19 protein-coding genes are annotated in these 17,632 nt (G+C 74.7%); 3 read left to right on the forward strand and 16 right to left on the reverse strand.

The window, feature by feature from the left end:
- Window positions 1–94: 94 nt before the first annotated feature.
- Both ACTMTB_RS22220 and ACTMTB_RS22225 read left to right on the forward strand, forming a co-directional pair.
- Window positions 95–844, forward strand: a complete 750-nt coding sequence (locus tag ACTMTB_RS22220; RefSeq protein ID WP_441148189.1) for a PIG-L deacetylase family protein — start codon at window positions 95–97, stop codon at window positions 842–844.
- A gap of 15 nt (window positions 845–859) precedes the next feature.
- Window positions 860–1,603 carry a DUF72 domain-containing protein gene (locus tag ACTMTB_RS22225; protein WP_441148362.1) on the forward strand — a complete coding sequence of 248 codons (744 nt, stop codon included), beginning with the start codon at window positions 860–862 and terminating at the stop codon, window positions 1,601–1,603.
- Between the two features lie 47 nt (window positions 1,604–1,650).
- Here ACTMTB_RS22225 and ACTMTB_RS22230 read toward each other — a convergent pair whose 3' ends face one another.
- The 9 genes from ACTMTB_RS22230 to ACTMTB_RS22270 all read right to left on the reverse strand — a co-directional run bounded on the left by ACTMTB_RS22230 (window position 1,651) and on the right by ACTMTB_RS22270 (window position 7,648).
- On the reverse strand, window positions 1,651–2,079 hold the full coding sequence (locus ACTMTB_RS22230) for a DUF2267 domain-containing protein (protein ID WP_441148190.1): 429 nt from the start codon (window positions 2,077–2,079) through the stop codon (window positions 1,651–1,653).
- A 307-nt stretch (window positions 2,080–2,386) separates the two neighbouring features.
- Window positions 2,387–3,262, reverse strand: coding sequence for a DUF72 domain-containing protein (locus ACTMTB_RS22235; RefSeq protein WP_441148191.1), 876 nt, complete (start codon window positions 3,260–3,262; stop codon window positions 2,387–2,389).
- 51 nt (window positions 3,263–3,313) lie between these two features.
- Window positions 3,314–3,712, reverse strand: a complete 399-nt coding sequence (locus tag ACTMTB_RS22240) for a TraR/DksA family transcriptional regulator (RefSeq protein WP_441148192.1) — start codon at window positions 3,710–3,712, stop codon at window positions 3,314–3,316.
- Between the two features lie 139 nt (window positions 3,713–3,851).
- Window positions 3,852–4,547 (reverse strand): uridine kinase, encoded by a 696-nt coding sequence (locus ACTMTB_RS22245; RefSeq protein WP_441148193.1) that lies wholly within the window; start codon window positions 4,545–4,547, stop codon window positions 3,852–3,854.
- Between the two features lie 117 nt (window positions 4,548–4,664).
- On the reverse strand, window positions 4,665–5,273 hold the full coding sequence (locus ACTMTB_RS22250) for a winged helix-turn-helix domain-containing protein (RefSeq protein WP_210778335.1): 609 nt from the start codon (window positions 5,271–5,273) through the stop codon (window positions 4,665–4,667).
- 279 nt (window positions 5,274–5,552) lie between these two features.
- Window positions 5,553–6,149 (reverse strand): winged helix-turn-helix domain-containing protein, encoded by a 597-nt coding sequence (locus ACTMTB_RS22255; protein ID WP_441148194.1) that lies wholly within the window; start codon window positions 6,147–6,149, stop codon window positions 5,553–5,555.
- Window positions 6,150–6,168: 19 nt separating this feature from the next.
- The gene (locus ACTMTB_RS22260) at window positions 6,169–6,666 is read right to left on the reverse strand and encodes a rhodanese-like domain-containing protein (RefSeq protein WP_441148195.1); all 498 of its coding nucleotides are present in this window, start codon (window positions 6,664–6,666) and stop codon (window positions 6,169–6,171) included.
- A gap of 53 nt (window positions 6,667–6,719) precedes the next feature.
- A complete protein-coding gene (locus ACTMTB_RS22265) occupies window positions 6,720–7,169 on the reverse strand; it encodes a cysteine dioxygenase (protein ID WP_441148196.1) in 450 nt (149 codons plus the stop codon).
- A gap of 104 nt (window positions 7,170–7,273) precedes the next feature.
- Window positions 7,274–7,648 (reverse strand): signal peptidase I, encoded by a 375-nt coding sequence (locus ACTMTB_RS22270; protein ID WP_441148197.1) that lies wholly within the window; start codon window positions 7,646–7,648, stop codon window positions 7,274–7,276.
- A 233-nt stretch (window positions 7,649–7,881) separates the two neighbouring features.
- Between ACTMTB_RS22270 and ACTMTB_RS22275 the strand changes: the two genes are divergently transcribed.
- On the forward strand, window positions 7,882–8,826 hold the full coding sequence (locus ACTMTB_RS22275; protein ID WP_441148198.1) for a DUF3500 domain-containing protein: 945 nt from the start codon (window positions 7,882–7,884) through the stop codon (window positions 8,824–8,826).
- Between the two features lie 6 nt (window positions 8,827–8,832).
- On the opposite strand, the gene ACTMTB_RS22280 is transcribed toward ACTMTB_RS22275, so the two are convergent.
- The 7 genes from ACTMTB_RS22280 to ACTMTB_RS22310 all read right to left on the reverse strand — a co-directional run bounded on the left by ACTMTB_RS22280 (window position 8,833) and on the right by ACTMTB_RS22310 (window position 17,536).
- The gene (locus tag ACTMTB_RS22280; protein ID WP_441148199.1) at window positions 8,833–9,591 is read right to left on the reverse strand and encodes a class I SAM-dependent methyltransferase; all 759 of its coding nucleotides are present in this window, start codon (window positions 9,589–9,591) and stop codon (window positions 8,833–8,835) included.
- Window positions 9,592–9,735: 144 nt separating this feature from the next.
- A complete protein-coding gene (locus tag ACTMTB_RS22285; protein WP_441148200.1) occupies window positions 9,736–10,242 on the reverse strand; it encodes a DUF2231 domain-containing protein in 507 nt (168 codons plus the stop codon).
- Window positions 10,243–10,318: 76 nt separating this feature from the next.
- Window positions 10,319–11,059, reverse strand: a complete 741-nt coding sequence (locus ACTMTB_RS22290; RefSeq protein ID WP_441148201.1) for an ANTAR domain-containing protein — start codon at window positions 11,057–11,059, stop codon at window positions 10,319–10,321.
- Window positions 11,060–11,236: 177 nt separating this feature from the next.
- Window positions 11,237–13,528, reverse strand: coding sequence for an accessory Sec system translocase SecA2 (gene secA2 / locus ACTMTB_RS22295; RefSeq protein WP_441148202.1), 2,292 nt, complete (start codon window positions 13,526–13,528; stop codon window positions 11,237–11,239).
- A 110-nt stretch (window positions 13,529–13,638) separates the two neighbouring features.
- The gene (locus tag ACTMTB_RS22300; protein WP_441148203.1) at window positions 13,639–15,387 is read right to left on the reverse strand and encodes an ABC transporter ATP-binding protein; all 1,749 of its coding nucleotides are present in this window, start codon (window positions 15,385–15,387) and stop codon (window positions 13,639–13,641) included.
- Between the two features lie 54 nt (window positions 15,388–15,441).
- Window positions 15,442–16,530, reverse strand: coding sequence for a zinc-binding dehydrogenase (locus ACTMTB_RS22305; RefSeq protein ID WP_441148204.1), 1,089 nt, complete (start codon window positions 16,528–16,530; stop codon window positions 15,442–15,444).
- Window positions 16,523–17,536, reverse strand: coding sequence for a Gfo/Idh/MocA family protein (locus tag ACTMTB_RS22310; RefSeq protein ID WP_441148205.1), 1,014 nt, complete (start codon window positions 17,534–17,536; stop codon window positions 16,523–16,525). The genes ACTMTB_RS22305 and ACTMTB_RS22310 overlap by 8 nt, the downstream gene beginning before the upstream one ends.
- Between the last annotated feature and the right edge of the window lie 96 nt (window positions 17,537–17,632).

The following is a 17,632-nucleotide window of genomic DNA, read 5'->3' on the forward strand; positions in this document are numbered from 1 at the left end:
GGCCCGCCGGGGCTCATCGGCGCGCCGCGAACCGGGCGCGGCGGCGACGGCGGTGCCAGGATGGGGGGACGGCCCGTCCGGCAGGGAGGTCACCATGGGGCAGCCGCAGCCCGCACCGCTGACGCCGCTGGCCGAGGACTGGCAGCGCGCCCTGGCCGTGGTGGCCCACCCCGACGACCTGGAGTTCGGCGCGGCCGCCGCCGTCGCCCGGTGGACCGGGCAGGGCAAGGAGGTCGTCTACTGCCTGGTCACCAGCGGCGAGGCCGGCATCGACGGGACCACCCCGGAGCGGGCCCGGGTGGTCCGCGAGGAGGAACAGCGGGCCTCGGCCGCCGTGGTCGGGGTGACCACGGTGGAGTTCCTCGGCCAGCCGGACGGGCTGCTGGAGTACGGCGTGCCGCTGCGCCGGGCGATCGCCGAGGTGATCCGGCGGTACCGCCCCGACGTGGTGATCACCAACAACTTCCGCGACACCTGGGACGGGGCGTACGCGCTCAACCAGGCCGACCACATCGCGACCGGGCGGGCCGTGCTCGACGCGGCCCGCGACGCCGGCAACCGGTGGATCTTCCCGGAGCAGCTGGCCGGCGGCGTGGCGCCGTGGAACCGGGTCCGGGAGGTGTGGGCCGCCGCCTCGCCGCTGTCCCGGCACGGGGTGGACGTCACCGCCACCTTCGACGCCGGGCTGGCCTCGCTGCGCGCGCACGACGCCTACCTGCGGGGCCTCGGCGACGGCGGGTTCGACCCGGCGGAGTTCCTGGAGAGCATCAGCCGCCCGGTCGGCACCCGGCTCGGGGTCCGCTACGGCGCCGCGTTCGAGGTTTTCCCGCTGGGCCTGCACTAGGCGGAAGCGATAATCCTGGTCGGCACCTCCGGATGGCAGTACCGCGACTGGCGGGAGCGCTTCTACCCGCCGAAGCTGCCCCAGCGGCTCTGGCTGGAGCACTTCACCACCCGGTTCGCCACCGTCGAGGTGAACAACGCCTTCTACCGGCTGCCCGAGCGGGACACCTTCGCCGCCTGGCGGGCGCGTACCCCGGACGACTTCTGCGTGGCGGTGAAGATGAGCCGCTACCTGACCCACATCAAACGGCTGCGCGACCCGGCCGAGCCGGTCGCCCGGTTCCTGGGCCGGGCCACCGCGCTCGGCGACCGGCTCGGACCGGTGCTGGTGCAGCTCCCGCCGAACCTGCCCGCCGATGCGGAGGCGCTGGACGCCACCCTGCGCCTCTTCCCGACCGAGGTGCGGGTGGCCGTGGAACCCCGGCACCCGTCCTGGTGGACGGCGCCGGTGCGGCAGGTGCTGGAACGCCGGCGGGCCGCGCTGGTCTGGGCGGACCGGCGGGGCCGGCCGGTGACCCCGCTGTGGCGCACCACTGACTTCGGCTACCTGCGGCTGCACGAGGGCCGCGCCCAACCGTGGCCGCGCTACGGACGGGCCGCGCTCGCCTCCTGGGTACGCCGCCTCGCCGAGGTCTTCGACGACGCCGAGCCGGCGTACGTCTACTTCAACAACGACCCGGGCGGGGCCGCCGTGGTCGACGCGATGGCCTTCGCGAGGCTGGCCCGGCGGGCGGGCCGGCCGGTCAGCCGGACGCAGTGAAGCGGCCCGCCCCACCGGACGGGCGGGACGGGCCATGGGTCATCCGGTCACGGCATCATCCGTTGCAGGTCACTGGGCATGTTGTCCTTCACGTCGTCCCACTGGCCCTGGGTCACGTGCCGGCTCAGGGCGTCCAGCACCACCTGCACCACGCGCTCGGTGCCGCCCTCGACGTCGTACGGAAAGTGCCGCCGGACCTCGAGGAGGAAGTCGTCCCGATTGAGCTTGATCGGCACGTCCATCGGCTTCCAGCCGTCGAAGTAGATCCCGCGGACCAGCACCGGCAACTGCGCGGCGAACTCCACGCTCTCCTGCACCGGCATCCGGTCGCGCAGCAGGTGCAGAACAGTGCGCAGCGCGCAGTAGGACTGGTTGCGTTGCTCCTTGGGCCAACCGTACGCCTGTTCGATGTCCTTGAGCATCAGGTTCGTCTTCTCCAAAGAGGACTCGAACGCCGCTTGCAGCTGCTCAGCCATCTGTCCACCCCCGTGCGTCGTCTTCCCATCGTCGGTCGTCAGTGCGGCGCGGCGGCCCGCTCGGCCCCCGCCACAGCCGGGTCGGCCTGATCCGACCGGGTCGCTCGCGGGCGTTGCCGTCGGCCCTTCCGACCACGTGCAGCACCCCGCCACGTCGTCTGTCCGTCACGACGCGAACCGCCATGGGCCACCTCCGTCGCTGTCGGCCTCACGGTTCCGTCGGTCGACGGACCGCAGACACCGCCCATGCTGCGCGGCGACCGGGTGAGCCGGCGTCACCCCGCCCGGGTGAACTCCGGCGACCGCGTCAGCCGCCGGCGTCGAGCAGGCCGGCCAGGGTGGCGGCGTTGGTCTGGGCAAAATCGCGGTAACAATTGTTCATCAGTACGTGGGTCTGCCCGGCCGAGTCGGCCAGCTCGCGCAGCTTCGGCGCCCAGTCCCGCAACTCCCGGTCGGAGTAGTGGTAGCCGAACTTCTCGTGGATGTCCTTGCTGGTCCACTTGTCGCTGTGCCCGTGGAAGCGCACCACCGCGAGGTCCGCGGTGGCGGCCAGCACCGGCGGTACCGAGGAGCGGTGGCCCTGCGGCATGTCCACGCAGACGTACGGCAACCGGTGCTTGCGCAGGAAGGCGACCGTCTCGTCGGCGTTGGCGCCGTCGAACCAGGAGGCGTGCCGGAACTCGAAGACCCCCCGCAGCGGGCGGCAGCGCCGCTCCACCTCCAGCAGGTACTCCTTGTTCTCCCGCTTGATGGTGAACCAGGGCGGGAACTGGAACAGCACCGCGCCGAGCTTGCCGGCCGCCACCAGCGGGTCCAGCGCGGACAGGAACCGGGTCCACACCTCCTCGTACGCCTGCGCGGGCAGGTCGTCCGGGTAGAGGTTCTTCTTCTCCGTCTCCGGGCGCAGGTCCTTGTAGAGCGCGGACACCTTCGTCGGGTGCCCGGTCAGCAGGCTGAACGCCTTGACGTTGAAGGTGAACCCCGCCGGGGTGCGCTCGGCCCACAGCCGGGCGGTCCGCTCGGCCGGCGGCGAGTAGTAGGTGGCGTCCACCTCGACCAGCGGAAAGCGCCGGGCGTAGTACGCCAGGCGCTTCTCCGGGGTGTCCGCGGTCTGCGGATACCACCCCGACTCCAGCAGGGTCCGGTCGGTCCAGGACGCGGTGCCCACCTTGATGTCACCCATGGAAGGAGTCCACCGCGCCCGGACCTGACCGGCAACCGCGACGCCCGCCGCTCAGGCGGCCCGCCGCTCCCGCGTCTGCTTGCAGGCCACACAGGAGGTGGCCGACGGGAAGATCTCCAGGCGCTCGACCGGGATCGGCGCCGAGCAGCCCTCGCAGAAGCCGTAGGTGCCCTGGTCCAGGCGGGTCAGCGCGTGCTCGAACTGGGCGCGACGATCGAGGATCGTGCGCAGCAGCGACTGCGCGGTGTCCCGTTCGGCGGTCTTGGTGCCGCTGTCGGCCTGGTCGTCGCCGGCGGTGTCGCCGACCTCCACGAGCCGCAGCACCTGGCTCTGCGCGACGGCCTGCTCGTACTCCGCGGACAGCTCGTCGTAGCGGGCCTGCAGGGAGAGTCGGATCTGGTCGATCTCCGCCTGGGATCGGCCCGTACCGACGGTGTCGTGGACGAGCATCGCTGCCTGCCTTTCGTGGGGCTCCGGCCGGCTCGGCCGGTCGCCCGGATACGGTCCGCACGGGCGAGATCACCCGTGCTCTGTGAGCCGGGCGAATACCCACCTCCGCAGTGGATCAAACCGACGAGTTTTTCCGGCCTCAGTCGACCGGTTCGTCCGGCTCGACGAGAGCCGGGTGCCGCGGGTCGTCGGCCCGGACCACCACGTCGGCGAAGGAGGCCGGGTCGACCTCGTCGGCGTACCGGGCGAAGGCGGGCAGGGTCCAGCGCAGCTCCGGGTCGGTGCGCCGGGCCAGGGCGGCCGGCGAGAGCGCCAGGTGCACGGCGACGTCGAAGGGCAGCCCGCCGCCGAGCAGCAGCGCCCCGCTGACCAGCAGCACCGCGCCGGGCGGCAGCGGGACGTACGCGGCCCGGCTGGCCCGGTCGGTCGCCGGGTCCCAGAGGGAGGGCAGCACCCGCCCGGAGCCGCCCGGGCCGGCGGGGTCGAGCACCTCGCGGCGCAGCCCGGGCTCGTCGGTCCAGCTCTCGTAGTACGCGTCCGGGTTGGTCCGACCCAGCTCGAAGCGGATCGAGGCGGGCCGCAGGAAGTTCTCGGCGCGCACGTGCAGCACCGGACGGCCGAGCGCGCGCAGCGGGTCGACCAGCGCCTCAGCGAGGCGCTGCGGCGCGGCGGCCGGCGGGCCGTCGACGGCGACCCGCAGTCGGCCGGGCCGGTCGGCCGGAGCGTCGGGGCCGGCACCGGTCGCGGCCGGGAGGCCCGGCTCGGTGGCGGCGGCGAGGAGCCGCTCGGTCAGCTCGGCGACGAGCCGCTCGGGCGAGATGGGTCGGACGCGCATCCGACCATGGTGCCCCGGCCGGTCGGCCGGCGCGGTCGATGGTCACCCGGCCGGGTCGGCCGGTGCGGTCGATGGCGCCCGTCGGCCAGCCGATGCGGTCGATGGCGCGCCGGTCGGTCAGCCGGTGCGGTCGATGGTGACCCGGGCGTCGTCGGCGAGCCGGTAGCCGACCCCGTAGACGGTGGTCACCAGGGGGACGTCCACGCCGACCTTGCCGCGCAGCCGGCGCACGTGCACGTCGACGGTGCGGACCCCGGCGTGCTCGTAGCCCCAGACCGCGTTGAGCAGCTGCAACCGGGTGAAGACCCGGCGCGGGTGGGCCACCAGGTGCAGCAGCAGGTCGAACTCCAGCCGGGTCAGCGGCAGTGGCTCGCCGTCGCGCAGCACGGACCGGGAGGAGGCCAGGATGTGCAGCGCCGGGATGGTCGGCGCGAGCGACCGGGCCGGGGACCGGCCGCCGGGCAGCGGCTCGGGCCGCCGCTCGGCGGGGACACCGTTGGTGATGATGGTGCCCTCGCCGCGTTCCAACATCTCGCGGGCGGCCTCGAGCAGCCGGCGGGCCGGCGGGGTCAACGACTCCTCACACGCCAACGGGATGGACAGGGTCACGGTGAGCACGGGTGCGGCCGTGTTCGCCGGGCGGCGCTGGCCGCCGGGGGGACGACCGGGAACCGCAGGTTGGGACGTATGCCATCCGGCGCGCGACGAGGCGGGGCTGACCGACATGGTCCTCCTTGGCTGGTCCGGGTAAACCCACGGCCCGGGACGCCGCTTCATCGATGCTTCCCGGCCCCTGAGCGAGGGTCAAGGGGCGGCCACGTTGCATGAATGTGACAATTGACGAACACATCGCAGCCGAACCCTCGCTCTGCGTACGAGCCAGATGATTACAGCAGAGTCGCCGGGGCGGTCGGATACGGGGGGTACCCGCTCGTTTCACATTGGCCGGTCCGGCCCGACGCACCACGGCGGACGGTCCCCCGGGCCCGCCGCGCCGGCACCCGGTCAGCGGAACCGGTCGACCCGGACCCGGGACTCGTCGGCCAGCCGGTAGCCGACGCCGTACACGGTGGTCACCAGCGGGGTGTCGGCGCCGAGCTTGGCGCGCAACCGGCGCACGTGCACGTCCACGGTCCGGGCCACCGCGTGCTCGTAGCCCCAGACGCTGCCCAGCAGCTGGAGCCGGGTGAAGACCCGGTGCGGGTGCTCGGCGAGGAAGAGCAGCAGGTCGAACTCGATCCGGGTGAGCGGGATCTCCCGGTCGCCCTGCCGGACCACCCGGGAGCCGGCCAGGATCCGCAGCGTGTCCGGGTGCTCGTCGGCGGGGGCCGGCGCGGGCACGGCCGTGCCCGCCCGCACCGGCACCGGTTCGGCCAGCCGGACCACGCCCTCCCCCGCCTCGGCCAGCTCGCCGAGCAGGTCCACCAGGCGGGCCAGCCGGGGCGTCAGCGGCGCGGCGGCCAGGTCGAGGGTGATGGTCAGCGTCGGGGCGGACCGGGGCCGGGGCGGCCCGGGCCGGTCGGAGCGGCCCGGCGGGTGCGGGCGCGAGGTGATGGCGACGACGGACATCGGTGCCTCCTGAGATGACGGGTCGTCCGCCACGCCCGGTGGAGCGTGGCGGTCAGCGCGGCGCCCGGCCGGCGGTCACCGGGGGCGCGGTGGCCGGGGAGCCGGCCGGCGGGGTCGGGCCGAGCGCGGGCAGGCCGGCGATGCGCCAGGCGACGAAACCGCCGACCACGTCGGTGGCCCGGTGCAGGCCGAGATCCTGCAACGCGGCGGCGGCCAGCGAGGACGTGTAGCCCTCCTGACAGATCACGACGACCGGCAGGTGGTAGCCGACCGCCTGGGGCAGCCGGGCCGGGCAGCGCGGGTCGAGCCGCCACTCCAGCACGTTGCGCTCGATGGCCAGCGCTCCCGGCACGGTGCCGTGCGCGGCCCGCTGGGCGGCCGGCCGGATGTCGACCAGCAGGGCCCCGGCACGGTACGCCAGGTGCGCCGCCTCGGGGTCGAGCCGGCGCAGCCGGGCGCGGGCGGCGGCGAGGATCTCGTCGATGCCCCGGGATCCCGGTGGTGGCACCGGCGGGCTGTCGGTACTCGGGTGGTGGTGCTGCTGCGACATCCTCGCGGTCCTTCCAGGAACGAGCCGGCGGGTGGGTGTGGGGGCGACGGGGGTCACCAGGCGACGCCGGCCTCGGCCACGTCGGCGACCCGCAGCCGGCCGGCGTCGAGCCGGTAGCGGGTCATCCGGCGCAGCGCGGGCCGGTAGACGTGGACGCTGACCGCGGGCTGGTGGGCGCGGTTGGTCACCACGTGCACGTGCCGCGGGCCGAACCGTCGCCCGGCCCCGGCGGCCAGGCGGTGCGGGCGCAGCCGTGCACCGGACACCGTCTCCTCGGTGAGTTCACCGGCGACGACCAGGAACGCTCCCGAGGAGCCGCCGTGGTCGTGCAGGTCGGTGCCCTGGCCGGGGAGCCAGCTCAGCGCCCAGACCTCGTGCGTGTCGGTGCCGGCGAGCCGGGCGTACCAGCGCTCGACCGGGTCGAAGCGCAGCGGCACCGGCCAGCGGGCCGGGTCGGCGTACGAGGCGGCGACGGCGAGCAGGTCGGTGTGCGGGTCGGTCATGGCGGTCTCCCGTGGTGATGCGTCCGGCCACCACTATAGGAGTCAAAGCCTATAGGTTTAGTAGGTAATACCGGATGCTGGGACGGCAACCGGAATGCCGGGGATCAGCGCGAGACCGGCGGGTCCACCCGGTAGCCCGGCACCGAGGGCCAGCGCACGGTCAGCACCACCGACGCCTGCTCGGCGTACCAGCAGTGGTCCACGCCGCGGCCCCACACCACGTAGTCGCCCGGCGTGCCCAGCACCACCGTCCGGTCCGGGAACTCCACCCGGAAGCGGCCGCTCACCAGGACCAGCAACGCGATCCGCCGCTCCTGGCTGGCCCACCGCGAGCGGGCCTCCCCCGGCGGGTGCACGCCCCACTTCACCTCGACCTCGGCACTGTGCCGAGGGTCGCCGACGGGCATGAAGTGCCCGAGCAGCCAACCGGCGTTCGTGGCACCGTCCACACCCGCGTTGCCGACGTACACGTCGTCCATGACCCTCCCGTCGTGGGCTGGCAAGCTACCAGTCCGCCGAACGCGGCGGCCGACTAGCCTGGACGGGTGACGACGACCTCGACGTCGAGACGCTGGCCTTCGCCCATCGGATGTTCGACCTGGCCCGCGCCGGTGAGACCGAGGAGCTCATCGGCCACGTCGACGTCGGCCCGCCGGTGAACATGACCAACGACCAGGGCGACACCCTGCTCAACTCCCGCTGAGGCGGCACCATGGACGATCCCGTACCGGAGCGGATGCGCACGGCGGCCGGCGCGCTGCTGGCCACGCTCGACGAGCCGGCCCGCGCCGCCGCCGGGCACGCCTTCGACGACGAGGGCCGGCGGTGGCTGGAGTACCGGCCCCGGCCCCGCCCCGGGGTGTGCCTGGCCGACCTGGACCGCGCCGGGCGCAAGGCGGCGCACCGGCTGCTGGCCACCGCGCTGAGCCCACCGGCGTACGCCCAGGCGATGACCGTGGTGGCGCTGGAGGAGGTGCTGGACCGGGCCGAGGAGTGGCGACGCGGCCGGCACAGCGGCGACTACTGGGTGGCGCTCTACGGCGACCCGGCCCGCGACGACCGCTGGGCGTGGCGGTTCGAGGGGCACCACCTGTCGGTGAGCATGACGGTGGTCGACGACGAGGTCTCCCCCGCCCCGCTCTTCCTCGGCGCCAACCCGGCCACCGTCCGGCACGCCGGGCGGCCCGTCTCCCGCCCGCTCGGCATCGAGGAGGACCTCGGCCGGGAGCTGCTGGAGGCGATCGGGTCGGCCGGGCGGGCCGCCGCGATCATCGCCGACGAGGCCCCGGCGGACATCGTGAGCGCCACCCGGCCGTCGGTCGACGGGCCGCTCACCCCGCTGGGCGTGCCCGGCGACCGGCTCGGTGTCACCGGCCGCGCCCTGCTCGACCAGCTGGTGGCGCTCTACCTGGACCGGCTCCCCGCCGAGCTGGCGGTCCGCGAGGCGGACCGGCTCGCCGGCGGCGTGCTGCACTTCGCCTGGGCCGGGTCGACCCGACCGGGTGGGCGGCACTACTACCGGGTGCAGGGCGACAACTTGTTGATCGAGTACGACAACACCACCGAGGACGGCAACCACGCGCACACGGTGCTGCGCCGCCCGGCCGGCGACTTCGGCGCCGACGTGCTCGCCGCCCACCACGCCCGCGCCCACTGACGCCGCTCAGGCCGGCCGGACCGCCTCGATCAGGAACCGGCGGGCGTGGGCGACGAAGGCCCCCTCCGCGCGGATCCGCCGGTCCAGCGCGGCGAGCTGCGGCCGGTGCCGGTCCACGTCGAAGCCCGGCGCCGTCCAGACGACCTTGCGCAGGAACCAGACCACCGCGCCGACGTCGTGGAAGACCGCCCGCAGGGTGGCCTGTTCGAGGCGGACCACGGACAGGCCCGCGGCCCGGGCGGCGGCCACGGCCCGCTCCGGCTGCCGGCTGGTCGGGGGCGGCAGCGGGCCGAGGATCGCCTCGCTCAACTCCCGCATCGTGCCCGGGCCGATCTGCTGGGACAGGTACGCCCCACCGGGGCGCAGCACCCGGGCGATCTCGGTCCATTCGGTGGCGACCGGGTGCCGGCTGGTGACGAGGTCGAAGGAGGCGTCCCGGAACGGCAGCCCGGACGCCGGGCCGACCTGGACGACGGTGGCGCCGACCCGGCGCAGCGTACGCCGGGCGACCGCGACGTTGGGCGGCCAGGCCTCGGTGGCGACCAGCAGCGGCGGCGGGGCCGGCGCCTCGGCCAGCACCTCTCCCCCGCCGGTGTCCACGTCCAGGGCGGCGGAGGCCGCCGCCAGCCGGGCCGCCACCAGCCGGGCGTAGCCCCACGGCGGGCGTTCCTCGGTGGCCCGGCCGTCGAGCCAGGAGAAGTCCCAGCCGTGCACGGGCGCGGCCGCCGCCTCGGCGACCAGTTCGGCGAAGGCGGGCTGTGCCATCCGGCCACCCTGCCGGGCCAGAGGGGTGACCGACAACCGGATTCCGCCGGCCGCGTCGACCCCGGATCGGGGAGAAGGCCGCCCTGGGGGACACCGCCACGTCGCCGACGTGGGCCGGCGGGCGGTCCGGCGCGAGCGGCGGGGTCAGGCGCGGGGGCGGATGATCTCCACGGTGGCGCCGGCGGCCGGCACGCCCTCCAGGGCCTCGAAGCCGCTCGGCTCCCGGCGGCCGGCGTCGAACTGGCGCATCAGGCGGGCGCCCAGCCGGACCCCGACCGCGCCCACGGCCAGGGCGACCAACTCGGTGATCACCAGGACCGCGGTGGCGCCGCGCTGCGGCGCGTCGGCCCGGATCAGGCAGGCCAGCAGGAACAGCGCGGCCATGCCGGCGTTGGCCAGGTTGAAGGTGACCATGGTGCGGCGGGTCCGGCCGGCCCGGACGTCCCACAGGTCGACCATGCCGGCGACCCCGGCGAGCCCGGCGGCGACCAGGGCGGCGACCGCCGTCCAGTAGCCCACCTCGCCGAGGAAGGCCGGCCCGCCGGCCACGTCGGCGAGGTCGAAGAGGACCGCGCTGACGAAGAGCCCGAACGGGAACGTCACCAGCATCGGTTGGATCGGATGCCCCTGCACCCGCAGCCGGCTCTCCATCGGTTCCTCCCCAGATTTCGTGTCAGCTCACGAAACCAGGGTGCTACCCGGGCACCAGTCCGGCGAAACGGCGCGCTCAACCTTCCCGGGGACGCGACACCGTGGCGACCAGCCGCTCGGCGACCTCGCGCAGCGGGATGTCCAGCGAGGACGCGGCGTTGCGCAGCACGTCGAGGGCCTCCGGCGCGGGGCACCCGCGCTGGGTCATGATCACCCCGACCGCCTGGCCGACGACGCCCTCCCCCAGCAGCGATTCGTCCAGCTCACCGGCCCGCTCGGCCTGCTTGACCCGGTCACGCACGGCAGCCAGCAGCAGGCCCGCGTGCTCGGCGAGCAGCATCGCGGTGAGCTGGTGCCGGGTGGTGAACGTGCCGGCGGAGTCGGTGTAGAGGTTGATCACCCCGATCGCCTGCTCGTCGACGTCGACCGGCGCGGAGATCACCCCGCGCACCCCGAGGCCCCGCGCCCGGGCCGTCCAGCCCGGCCAGCGCTCCTCGACGGCGAGATCCTGCGCGACGGTCATCTCCCGGCGCCCGATGGCGCTCATCGCCGGCGACTCCGGGCCGTGCCGCAGGTCGTCCAGCTCCGCCAGGCCGGGGTCGGAGGCGGCCACCCCGGCGGGCTCCCCGGCGCGCAGCGCGGTGAAGCCGCACCAGGTCACGTCCGGTACGGCGTCCCGGGCGATCCGCACCAGCCGGGCCAGCGCCTCGTCGAAGTCATCGGCCGCGATCAGGCCGGCGGTCAGCTCGCGCAGCAGGCCGGCGGTCTCCAGCACGCCGAGGGTGTCGATCGTCGGCTCCCGCATGTCCAGGTTCACCGGCGCACGGCCCCCGCGCGTCGACCGACCCCGTCGACCGGCCCCATTGCCTGTCCCATCGTGTGATCTCCCCTGACTCATGAGCCCCGGGCTTCTACCCTCGCAAACCAGGATCGAAACCGCGTAAAGGGGTCCCTTCCGGCGCGGGTCCGCGCCGGAAGGGGCCCCGGTGACCGCTCAGCGCGCGGCGGAGAGCCGCCGGCCGACCGAGGCGATCAGCCGGTCCAGCTCGGAGCCGAACGGGTTGTCGTGGACGAGGTACGTCCAGGTGGCGCTCGGCCGCACCAGCTTGGCGGCGTCCGGCTCCCAGTCGGCGTCGAACTCGGTCTCGGTGAAGGTGGCGATGGTGCGGGTTTCGATCTCGGGGACGAGGTTGTTGAACGCGGGCACCGCCGCCCGGTGGAACTCGTCCAGCGGGTCGAGGCGGCCCAGCGCCCGCAGGTGCACGCCCTCGCGGACCTCGGAGAGCTCGGCCAGGTGCTCGGCCCAGAGCCGGTCGAGGTGGTAGAGGGCGATCGACCGGGCCACCCGGGCGAGCAGGTCCTCGTCCATCTCGCCGGCCTTGTCCGGCACCCGGTCGAGCAGCATCAGCGCGGCCACGTCGCTGGTGAGCAGCCGCTCGCGGCGCTCCGCGAGCGCCTTGCGCTGCTGCTCGATCACCACGCTGTACCGCCAGGTGTTGCGGTGGATCTCGTGGTTGACGCCCTCGGCCACCCGCTGGGCGTGCTCCACGGCGTAGTCCACCTGCTCGTCGGTGACCAGGCCGTCGGCGTTCATCCGCGGCGAGGCCGGCACGGTGTCGCCGGCGTGCCGGACCACCAGGTCGTCCTCCAGGCTGACGAAGAAGACCGAGCCACCCGGGTCGCCCTGCCGGCCGGCCCGGCCGCGCAGCTGGTCGTCGACCCGGCGGCTGTCGTGCCGGCCGCTGCCGATCACGTACAGGCCGCCCAGCTCGGCCACCCGGTCCCGGTCGCTCTGGTCGCTGCCGCCGAGGCGGATGTCCACGCCCCGGCCGGCCATCTGGGTGGAGACGGTGACCGCGCCGTACGCGCCCGCCTCGGCGATGATCGCCGCCTCCTCGTCGTCGTTCTTCGCGTTCAGCACGACGCAGGGCACCCCGGCGGCGTGCAGGCCGGCGGCCAGCCCCTCGGACTCCTTGACGTCCAGGGTGCCGACCAGCACCGGCCGGCCGGCCTGGTGGCAGCGCGTGATCTCGTCGATCAGCGCCTCCTCCTTCTCGGCCCGGGTGGCGTAGATGCGGTCCGGCTCGTCCTCCCGGACACAGGGGGTGTTCGGCGGGATCACCGCCACCTCGAGGCCGAAGAACTCGCGCAGCTGCTCGCCGACGAGCACGGCGGTCGCGGTCATCCCGCAGACCGTCGGGTAGAGCCCGATGTACGCCTGCACGGCGATGGTGCCCAGCACCTCGCCCTCGGCCGTGGCGTCCAGGCCCTCCTTGGCCTCGACCGCCGCCTGCAGGCCGTCCGGCCAGCGGCGGCGCTGGGCCACCCGGCCGCGCATCTCGTCGATCAGCTCGACCGAGCCGTCCCGGACGATGTAGTCGACGTCGCGGTGCAGCAGGGCGTGCGCGTGCAGCGCTACGTTGACCGCCGAGAGCTGCCCCACGTGCTCGGTGTCGTACAGGTCGATGTCGCCGAGCTTCGCCTCGACGGTGGCGAGGCCGGCGGTGGTGAACGCCACGCTGCGGCCGTCCTCGGCGACGGTGTAGTGCGTGCCCTTGCGCAGGCCACGCACCAGCGCCGCGGCGGCGTGCGCCGGGTCCTGCTCGCCGGCGACCGCGCCGGCGAGCACCATCGGCACCCGGGCCTCGTCGATCAGGATCGAGTCGGCCTCGTCCACGATCGCGGTCTTCAGCGGCGGCTGGACCCGGTCGGCGAGGTCGGTGACGAGCTGGTCGCGGAGGAAGTCGAAGCCGGCCTCGCTGACCGCGACGTAGGTCACGTCGCAGGCGTACGCGGCGCGCCGCTCCTCGGGGGTGGAGGCCTCGTTGACCCAGCCCACGGTCAGCCCGAGCAGCCGGTAGACCGGCGCCATCCACTCGGCGTCGCGGCGGGCCAGGTAGTCGTTGACGGTGAGCACGTGCACCGGCCCGTTGCCCAACCGGACGTGCCCGTAGGCGGCGATGGTGGCGGTGAGCGTCTTGCCCTCACCGGTGGCCATCTCGGCGACCTTGCCCGACAGCAGCGCCATCGCCCCGAGCAGCTGCACGTCGTACGGCCGCTGGTCCAGCCCGCGGCGGGCGGCCTCCCGGCCGATCGCGCAGATCTCCGCGTACTCCGTGGCGGCGCCGGCGGCCTCGGTCAGCTCGGCGTCGTCGAGGGCGGACAGCTCGTCCTCGCGCGCGGCGATCTTCGGCAGCAACTTCTCCAGCGGGGCCAGGTCGACCGTCGTCCCCGGGCGCTGGAGGAACCGCCGGAACCTGCTCTTCAACCGTTGCGACACACCCATGAGCGGCAACGGTACGCGAACCGGCCGGGCTGTCGCTGCCCGGCTCGTCCGGGGCGTCCCGGGTGTCCCCGTTCCGGCGCGTCCGCGCAGGTCAGGGGCGCCGGGTCGGGTCAGCTCACCAGCAGCTGGTGGGCGGCCAGCTCCCGGTAAAGCGGACTGGTGACGGTCAATTCGTCGTGGCTGCCGACCGCGACCACCCGGCCGCCGTCGAGCACCACGATCTGGTCGGCGTCGACGACGGTGGCGAGCCGGTGCGCGACGATCAGCAGGGTGCGCCGCACGGCCACCGCGTCGATGGCCCGGCGCAGCGCCGCCTCGTTGCGCGCGTCGAGGTTGCTGGTCGGCTCGTCCAGCAGCAGCACCGGTGGGCCGGCGAGCAGCGCCCGGGCGATCGCCAGGCGCTGCCGCTCGCCGCCGGAGAGCAGCACCCCGCCCTCCCCCACCTGCACGTCCAACCCGGCGTCGGTGCGCTCGGCGAGGTGGCCGAGGTTGACCTCGTCGAGGACGGCCAGCAGCGCGGCGTCGGTCGCGTCCGGGGCGCCGATCAGCAGGTTCTGCCGCAGCGTGCCGGCCAGCACCGGGGCCTCCTGCTCGACGTAGCCGAGCCGGGCCCGCAGGGCGTCGCGGGGCAGCCGGCGCACGTCGACGCCGTCGAGCCGCAGCGACCCGGAGTCGACCTCGTAGAAGCGCTCCACGAGCGCGAGCAGGGTCGACTTGCCGGCTCCGGAGGGGCCGACCAGGGCGGTGCGGCTGCCGGCCGGCACGGTGAAGCTCACCTCGTGCAGCACCGGGGCGCCGTCCGGGTAGCCGAACCCCACCCGGTCGAACTCGATCGCCGCCGGGCGGCCGGCGGGCGGGGCCGCCGCCGGGTCCGCGCCGTCCCCGGCGTCCTCCGCGGGTACGGCCAGCACCTCCTCGATCCGCTGCAACGCGCCCAGCCCGGTCTGCAGCTGGGTGTACGCGTGCACCGCCTGGCCGAGCGGCAGGACCAGGAAGAACAGGAACATCACGAAGGCCACCAGGTCGCCCACGGTGATCGCCCCGGCCGCCACCCGGGCCCCGCCCACGCCGAGGACCAGCAGGAACGCGCCCTGGATGGTGACCGTGCTGACCGGGCCGACCACCGCCTGCACCCGGGCCACCCGCAGCCCCGCCGCGTACGCCTGGGCGGCGCTGGAGCCGACGGCCTCGGCCTCGCGGTGCTCGGCCCGGGCGGCGCGGATGGTCCGGGCGGCGGAGATGGCCCGCTCGACGGCGGAGGTCATCTCCCCGACGCGCTCCTGGGCGGCGCGGGACAGCCCGCGCACCCGGCGGGCCACGGTGAGCGCGAAACCGACGCCGGCGGCCACCCCCAGCAGGGTCACCCCGAACAGCACCGGATCGAGCAGGGCCATCGCGCCGGCCGCGCCGAGGACCATCACCGCGCCGGTGACCGTCTCGAACAGCCCGGAGGTGACCACGGCCCGCAGCAGGGTGGTGTCCGAGCCCACCCGGGAGAGCAGGTCGCCGGTGCGGCGCCGGTCGTACTCGACGATGGGCAGCCGCAGCAGGTGCCCGGCGAGCCGGCGCCGGGTGCCCAGCACGACGCCCTCGGCGGTGCGTTGCAGCAGGAAGTCGCGCAGGCCGCCGAGGGCGGCGCCGGCCACCACCAGGGCCACCAGCGCCGCGACGAGGCCGGTGACCGGCCGGGCCGCCGCCATCTGGTCGAGCACCTGGCGGGTGAGCAGCGGCTGCGCCAGCGCGGCGCCCGCGCCGGCCAACGACAACGCGCCCACCACGGCGAGGGTGCCGCGGTGGGCGCGCAGGTACGGCAGCAGGGCGGCCAGGCCGGCGGGCCGGCGGGCGGCGGCGGTGGTCATGGGCCGACCGTAGCCGCCCGCGCCCAGCCGGGTGCCGGGTGCCGGCTGCCCGGCTCAGCCGGTCAGCACCACCTGGAGTTCCTGCCGGCGACGTTCGGCCAGGTCGGTCAGCAGGGCGGGCGCCTCCTCCATCGGCACCACCGCCGAGACGAGGTGCTTGCGGATCACGTCGCCGTACTGCCGCAGCAGCTCGATGGTCTCGGCGGAGAGCCGTTCCCGGTCCCAGGTCGGCGTCAGGCCGCGCGGCACCCGACCGATCTGGGCGCAGCGCAGCGAGAGCCCGTTGTGGTGGAACTCCTCGCCGAGCCGGACGGCGTCCGCGCCGTCCTGGTAGAAGGCCAGGTCGATCACGGTGCCCTGCGGGCGCAGCAGGCGCAGCGCCAGGTGCAGCGCCCAGGCCTGGCCGCGGCACTGGAACACCACGTCGGCGCCCCGGTCCCCGGCGGCGTGGTTCCACCGGGTCTTGAGCACCACGGCCGGGTCGTCGGCCTCCGGGTCGAGCGTCTCCAGGCCCAGCGCCTCGGCGACCTGGCGGCGCTGCGGCGTCGGGTCCAGCACCACCACGGAGGCGGCGCCGTGCCGCTTGGCGAACAGGGCGGTGAGCAGGGCGACGACGCCGCTGCCGACCACCGCGACCCGCCGGCCGCGCACCCCGTCGCCGAGCGAGCGCACGTCGGTGCCACACAGGTCGGCGGCGGCGTGCAGCAGGCCGTTGGCGCAGATCGGGCCCATGTGCGCGACGTAGATGCCGAGCAGCGGATCGAGGTCGTCGGGGAGCGGGACGAACCGCTCGGCTACCGGGTCGGCCACGTACCCGGTGCGGTGGCCGTAGGTCATGGCGCCCACCGTGCCGACGGCGACGGCCGGGGTGCGGCTCTCCACCACCCGGCCGACCTGCATGTAGCCGAGCCGGGTGACCGGGTACGGGGTGCTCGCCGCACCGGGCTGGAACAGGCCGAGGTCGGTGTTCCAGGTGACGTTGAGGTACGGGTTGGTGCCCTTGACGAAGCTCAGTTCGGTGCCGGCGGAGACGCCGCTGTAGAGGGTCTCCACCCGGAAGGTGCCCTCGCGCAGCTCGGCGGCGTCCTGTTCGGCCAGCTCGACGGCGCCGGGACCGCTGACCACCACGACCTTGTCACGCATCGACGCTCACCCCCGCGGTGGCCAGCGGCACGGACGCCGGGCCGGTCGGCAGGGTCACGGCACGCCCGGTACGGGCGGACTCGGCGACCGCGAGGGCCAGCCGCTGGGTCCGCATCGCCTCGACGTACGGCACCCGGACGTCGTCGCCGACGCCGGTCACCGCGTCGATGAAGGCCCGGTCGACGGCGATCCGGGCACCGTCCGGATCGGATTCGATCCGGCGCTCCCCGTCGGCGTCGCAGATCACCAGGCCGTCCTCGGCCAGCGACAGCGCCAGGCCGTCGGCGAGGATCTCCAGCCCCGCCCGGTGCTTCCAGGTCAGCACGCAGGCCGCGGCGAGGGTGCCCACCGCCCCGTTGGCGAAGCGCAGCGTGGCCGCGGTCACCGAGTCGATGTCGGCGCCCTCGACCGGCGGCGGGTTCCCGTCGCCGTACGCGGTCACCTCGACCGCCTCGCCGACCAGCGACCGCACCAGGTCCAGCACGTGCGCGGCCTGCTCGACGACCGGGCCGCCGGAGCGGTCCCGCACCGCCCACCAGGCCACCGGGGGGACCTTGTCCAGCCAGGAACCGTTGACCATCCGCACCGGCCGGTCGGCCAGCAGCTCGCGGGCCCGCTCCACCACGTGCAGGTAGCGCCAGTGGTGGCCGACGGCGGTGAGCAGCCGCTTCTCCTGCACCAGCGCGGCGATCCGCTCGGCGGTCTCCAGGTCGACCGCGACGGGCTTCTCCACGAACATCGGGACACCGGCGGCGATGACCGCCTCCTCCACCGGCCCGTGCGCGAACGGCGGCACGCAGACGTACACCGCGTCCGGTCCGGCGGCGAGCAGCTCGTCCACGTCGACGAAGCTCCGGCCGCCGTACGCGCCGGCCAGCTCCGCCGCCGCGTCCCGGGACACGTCGTGCACCCCGAGCAGCTCCACGTCCTCGAAACCGCCCAACACGCGGGCGTGGCGTTGTGCCACCCCACCGGCCCCTACCAGTCCCACCCGGCACGTGCGCATTCCACCGACCCTCTCGACGCTGTTCTCCGACTCGCGGGAACAGCACTCCCCCCACCGCCCGAACGCGAAACCCCGTGCGTTCGGCAACGAACCGTT

Origin of the sequence: Micromonospora sp. L32 (assembly GCF_052068055.1) — a bacterium.
Classification (GTDB): Bacteria; Actinomycetota; Actinomycetes; order Mycobacteriales; family Micromonosporaceae; genus Micromonospora; species Micromonospora purpureochromogenes.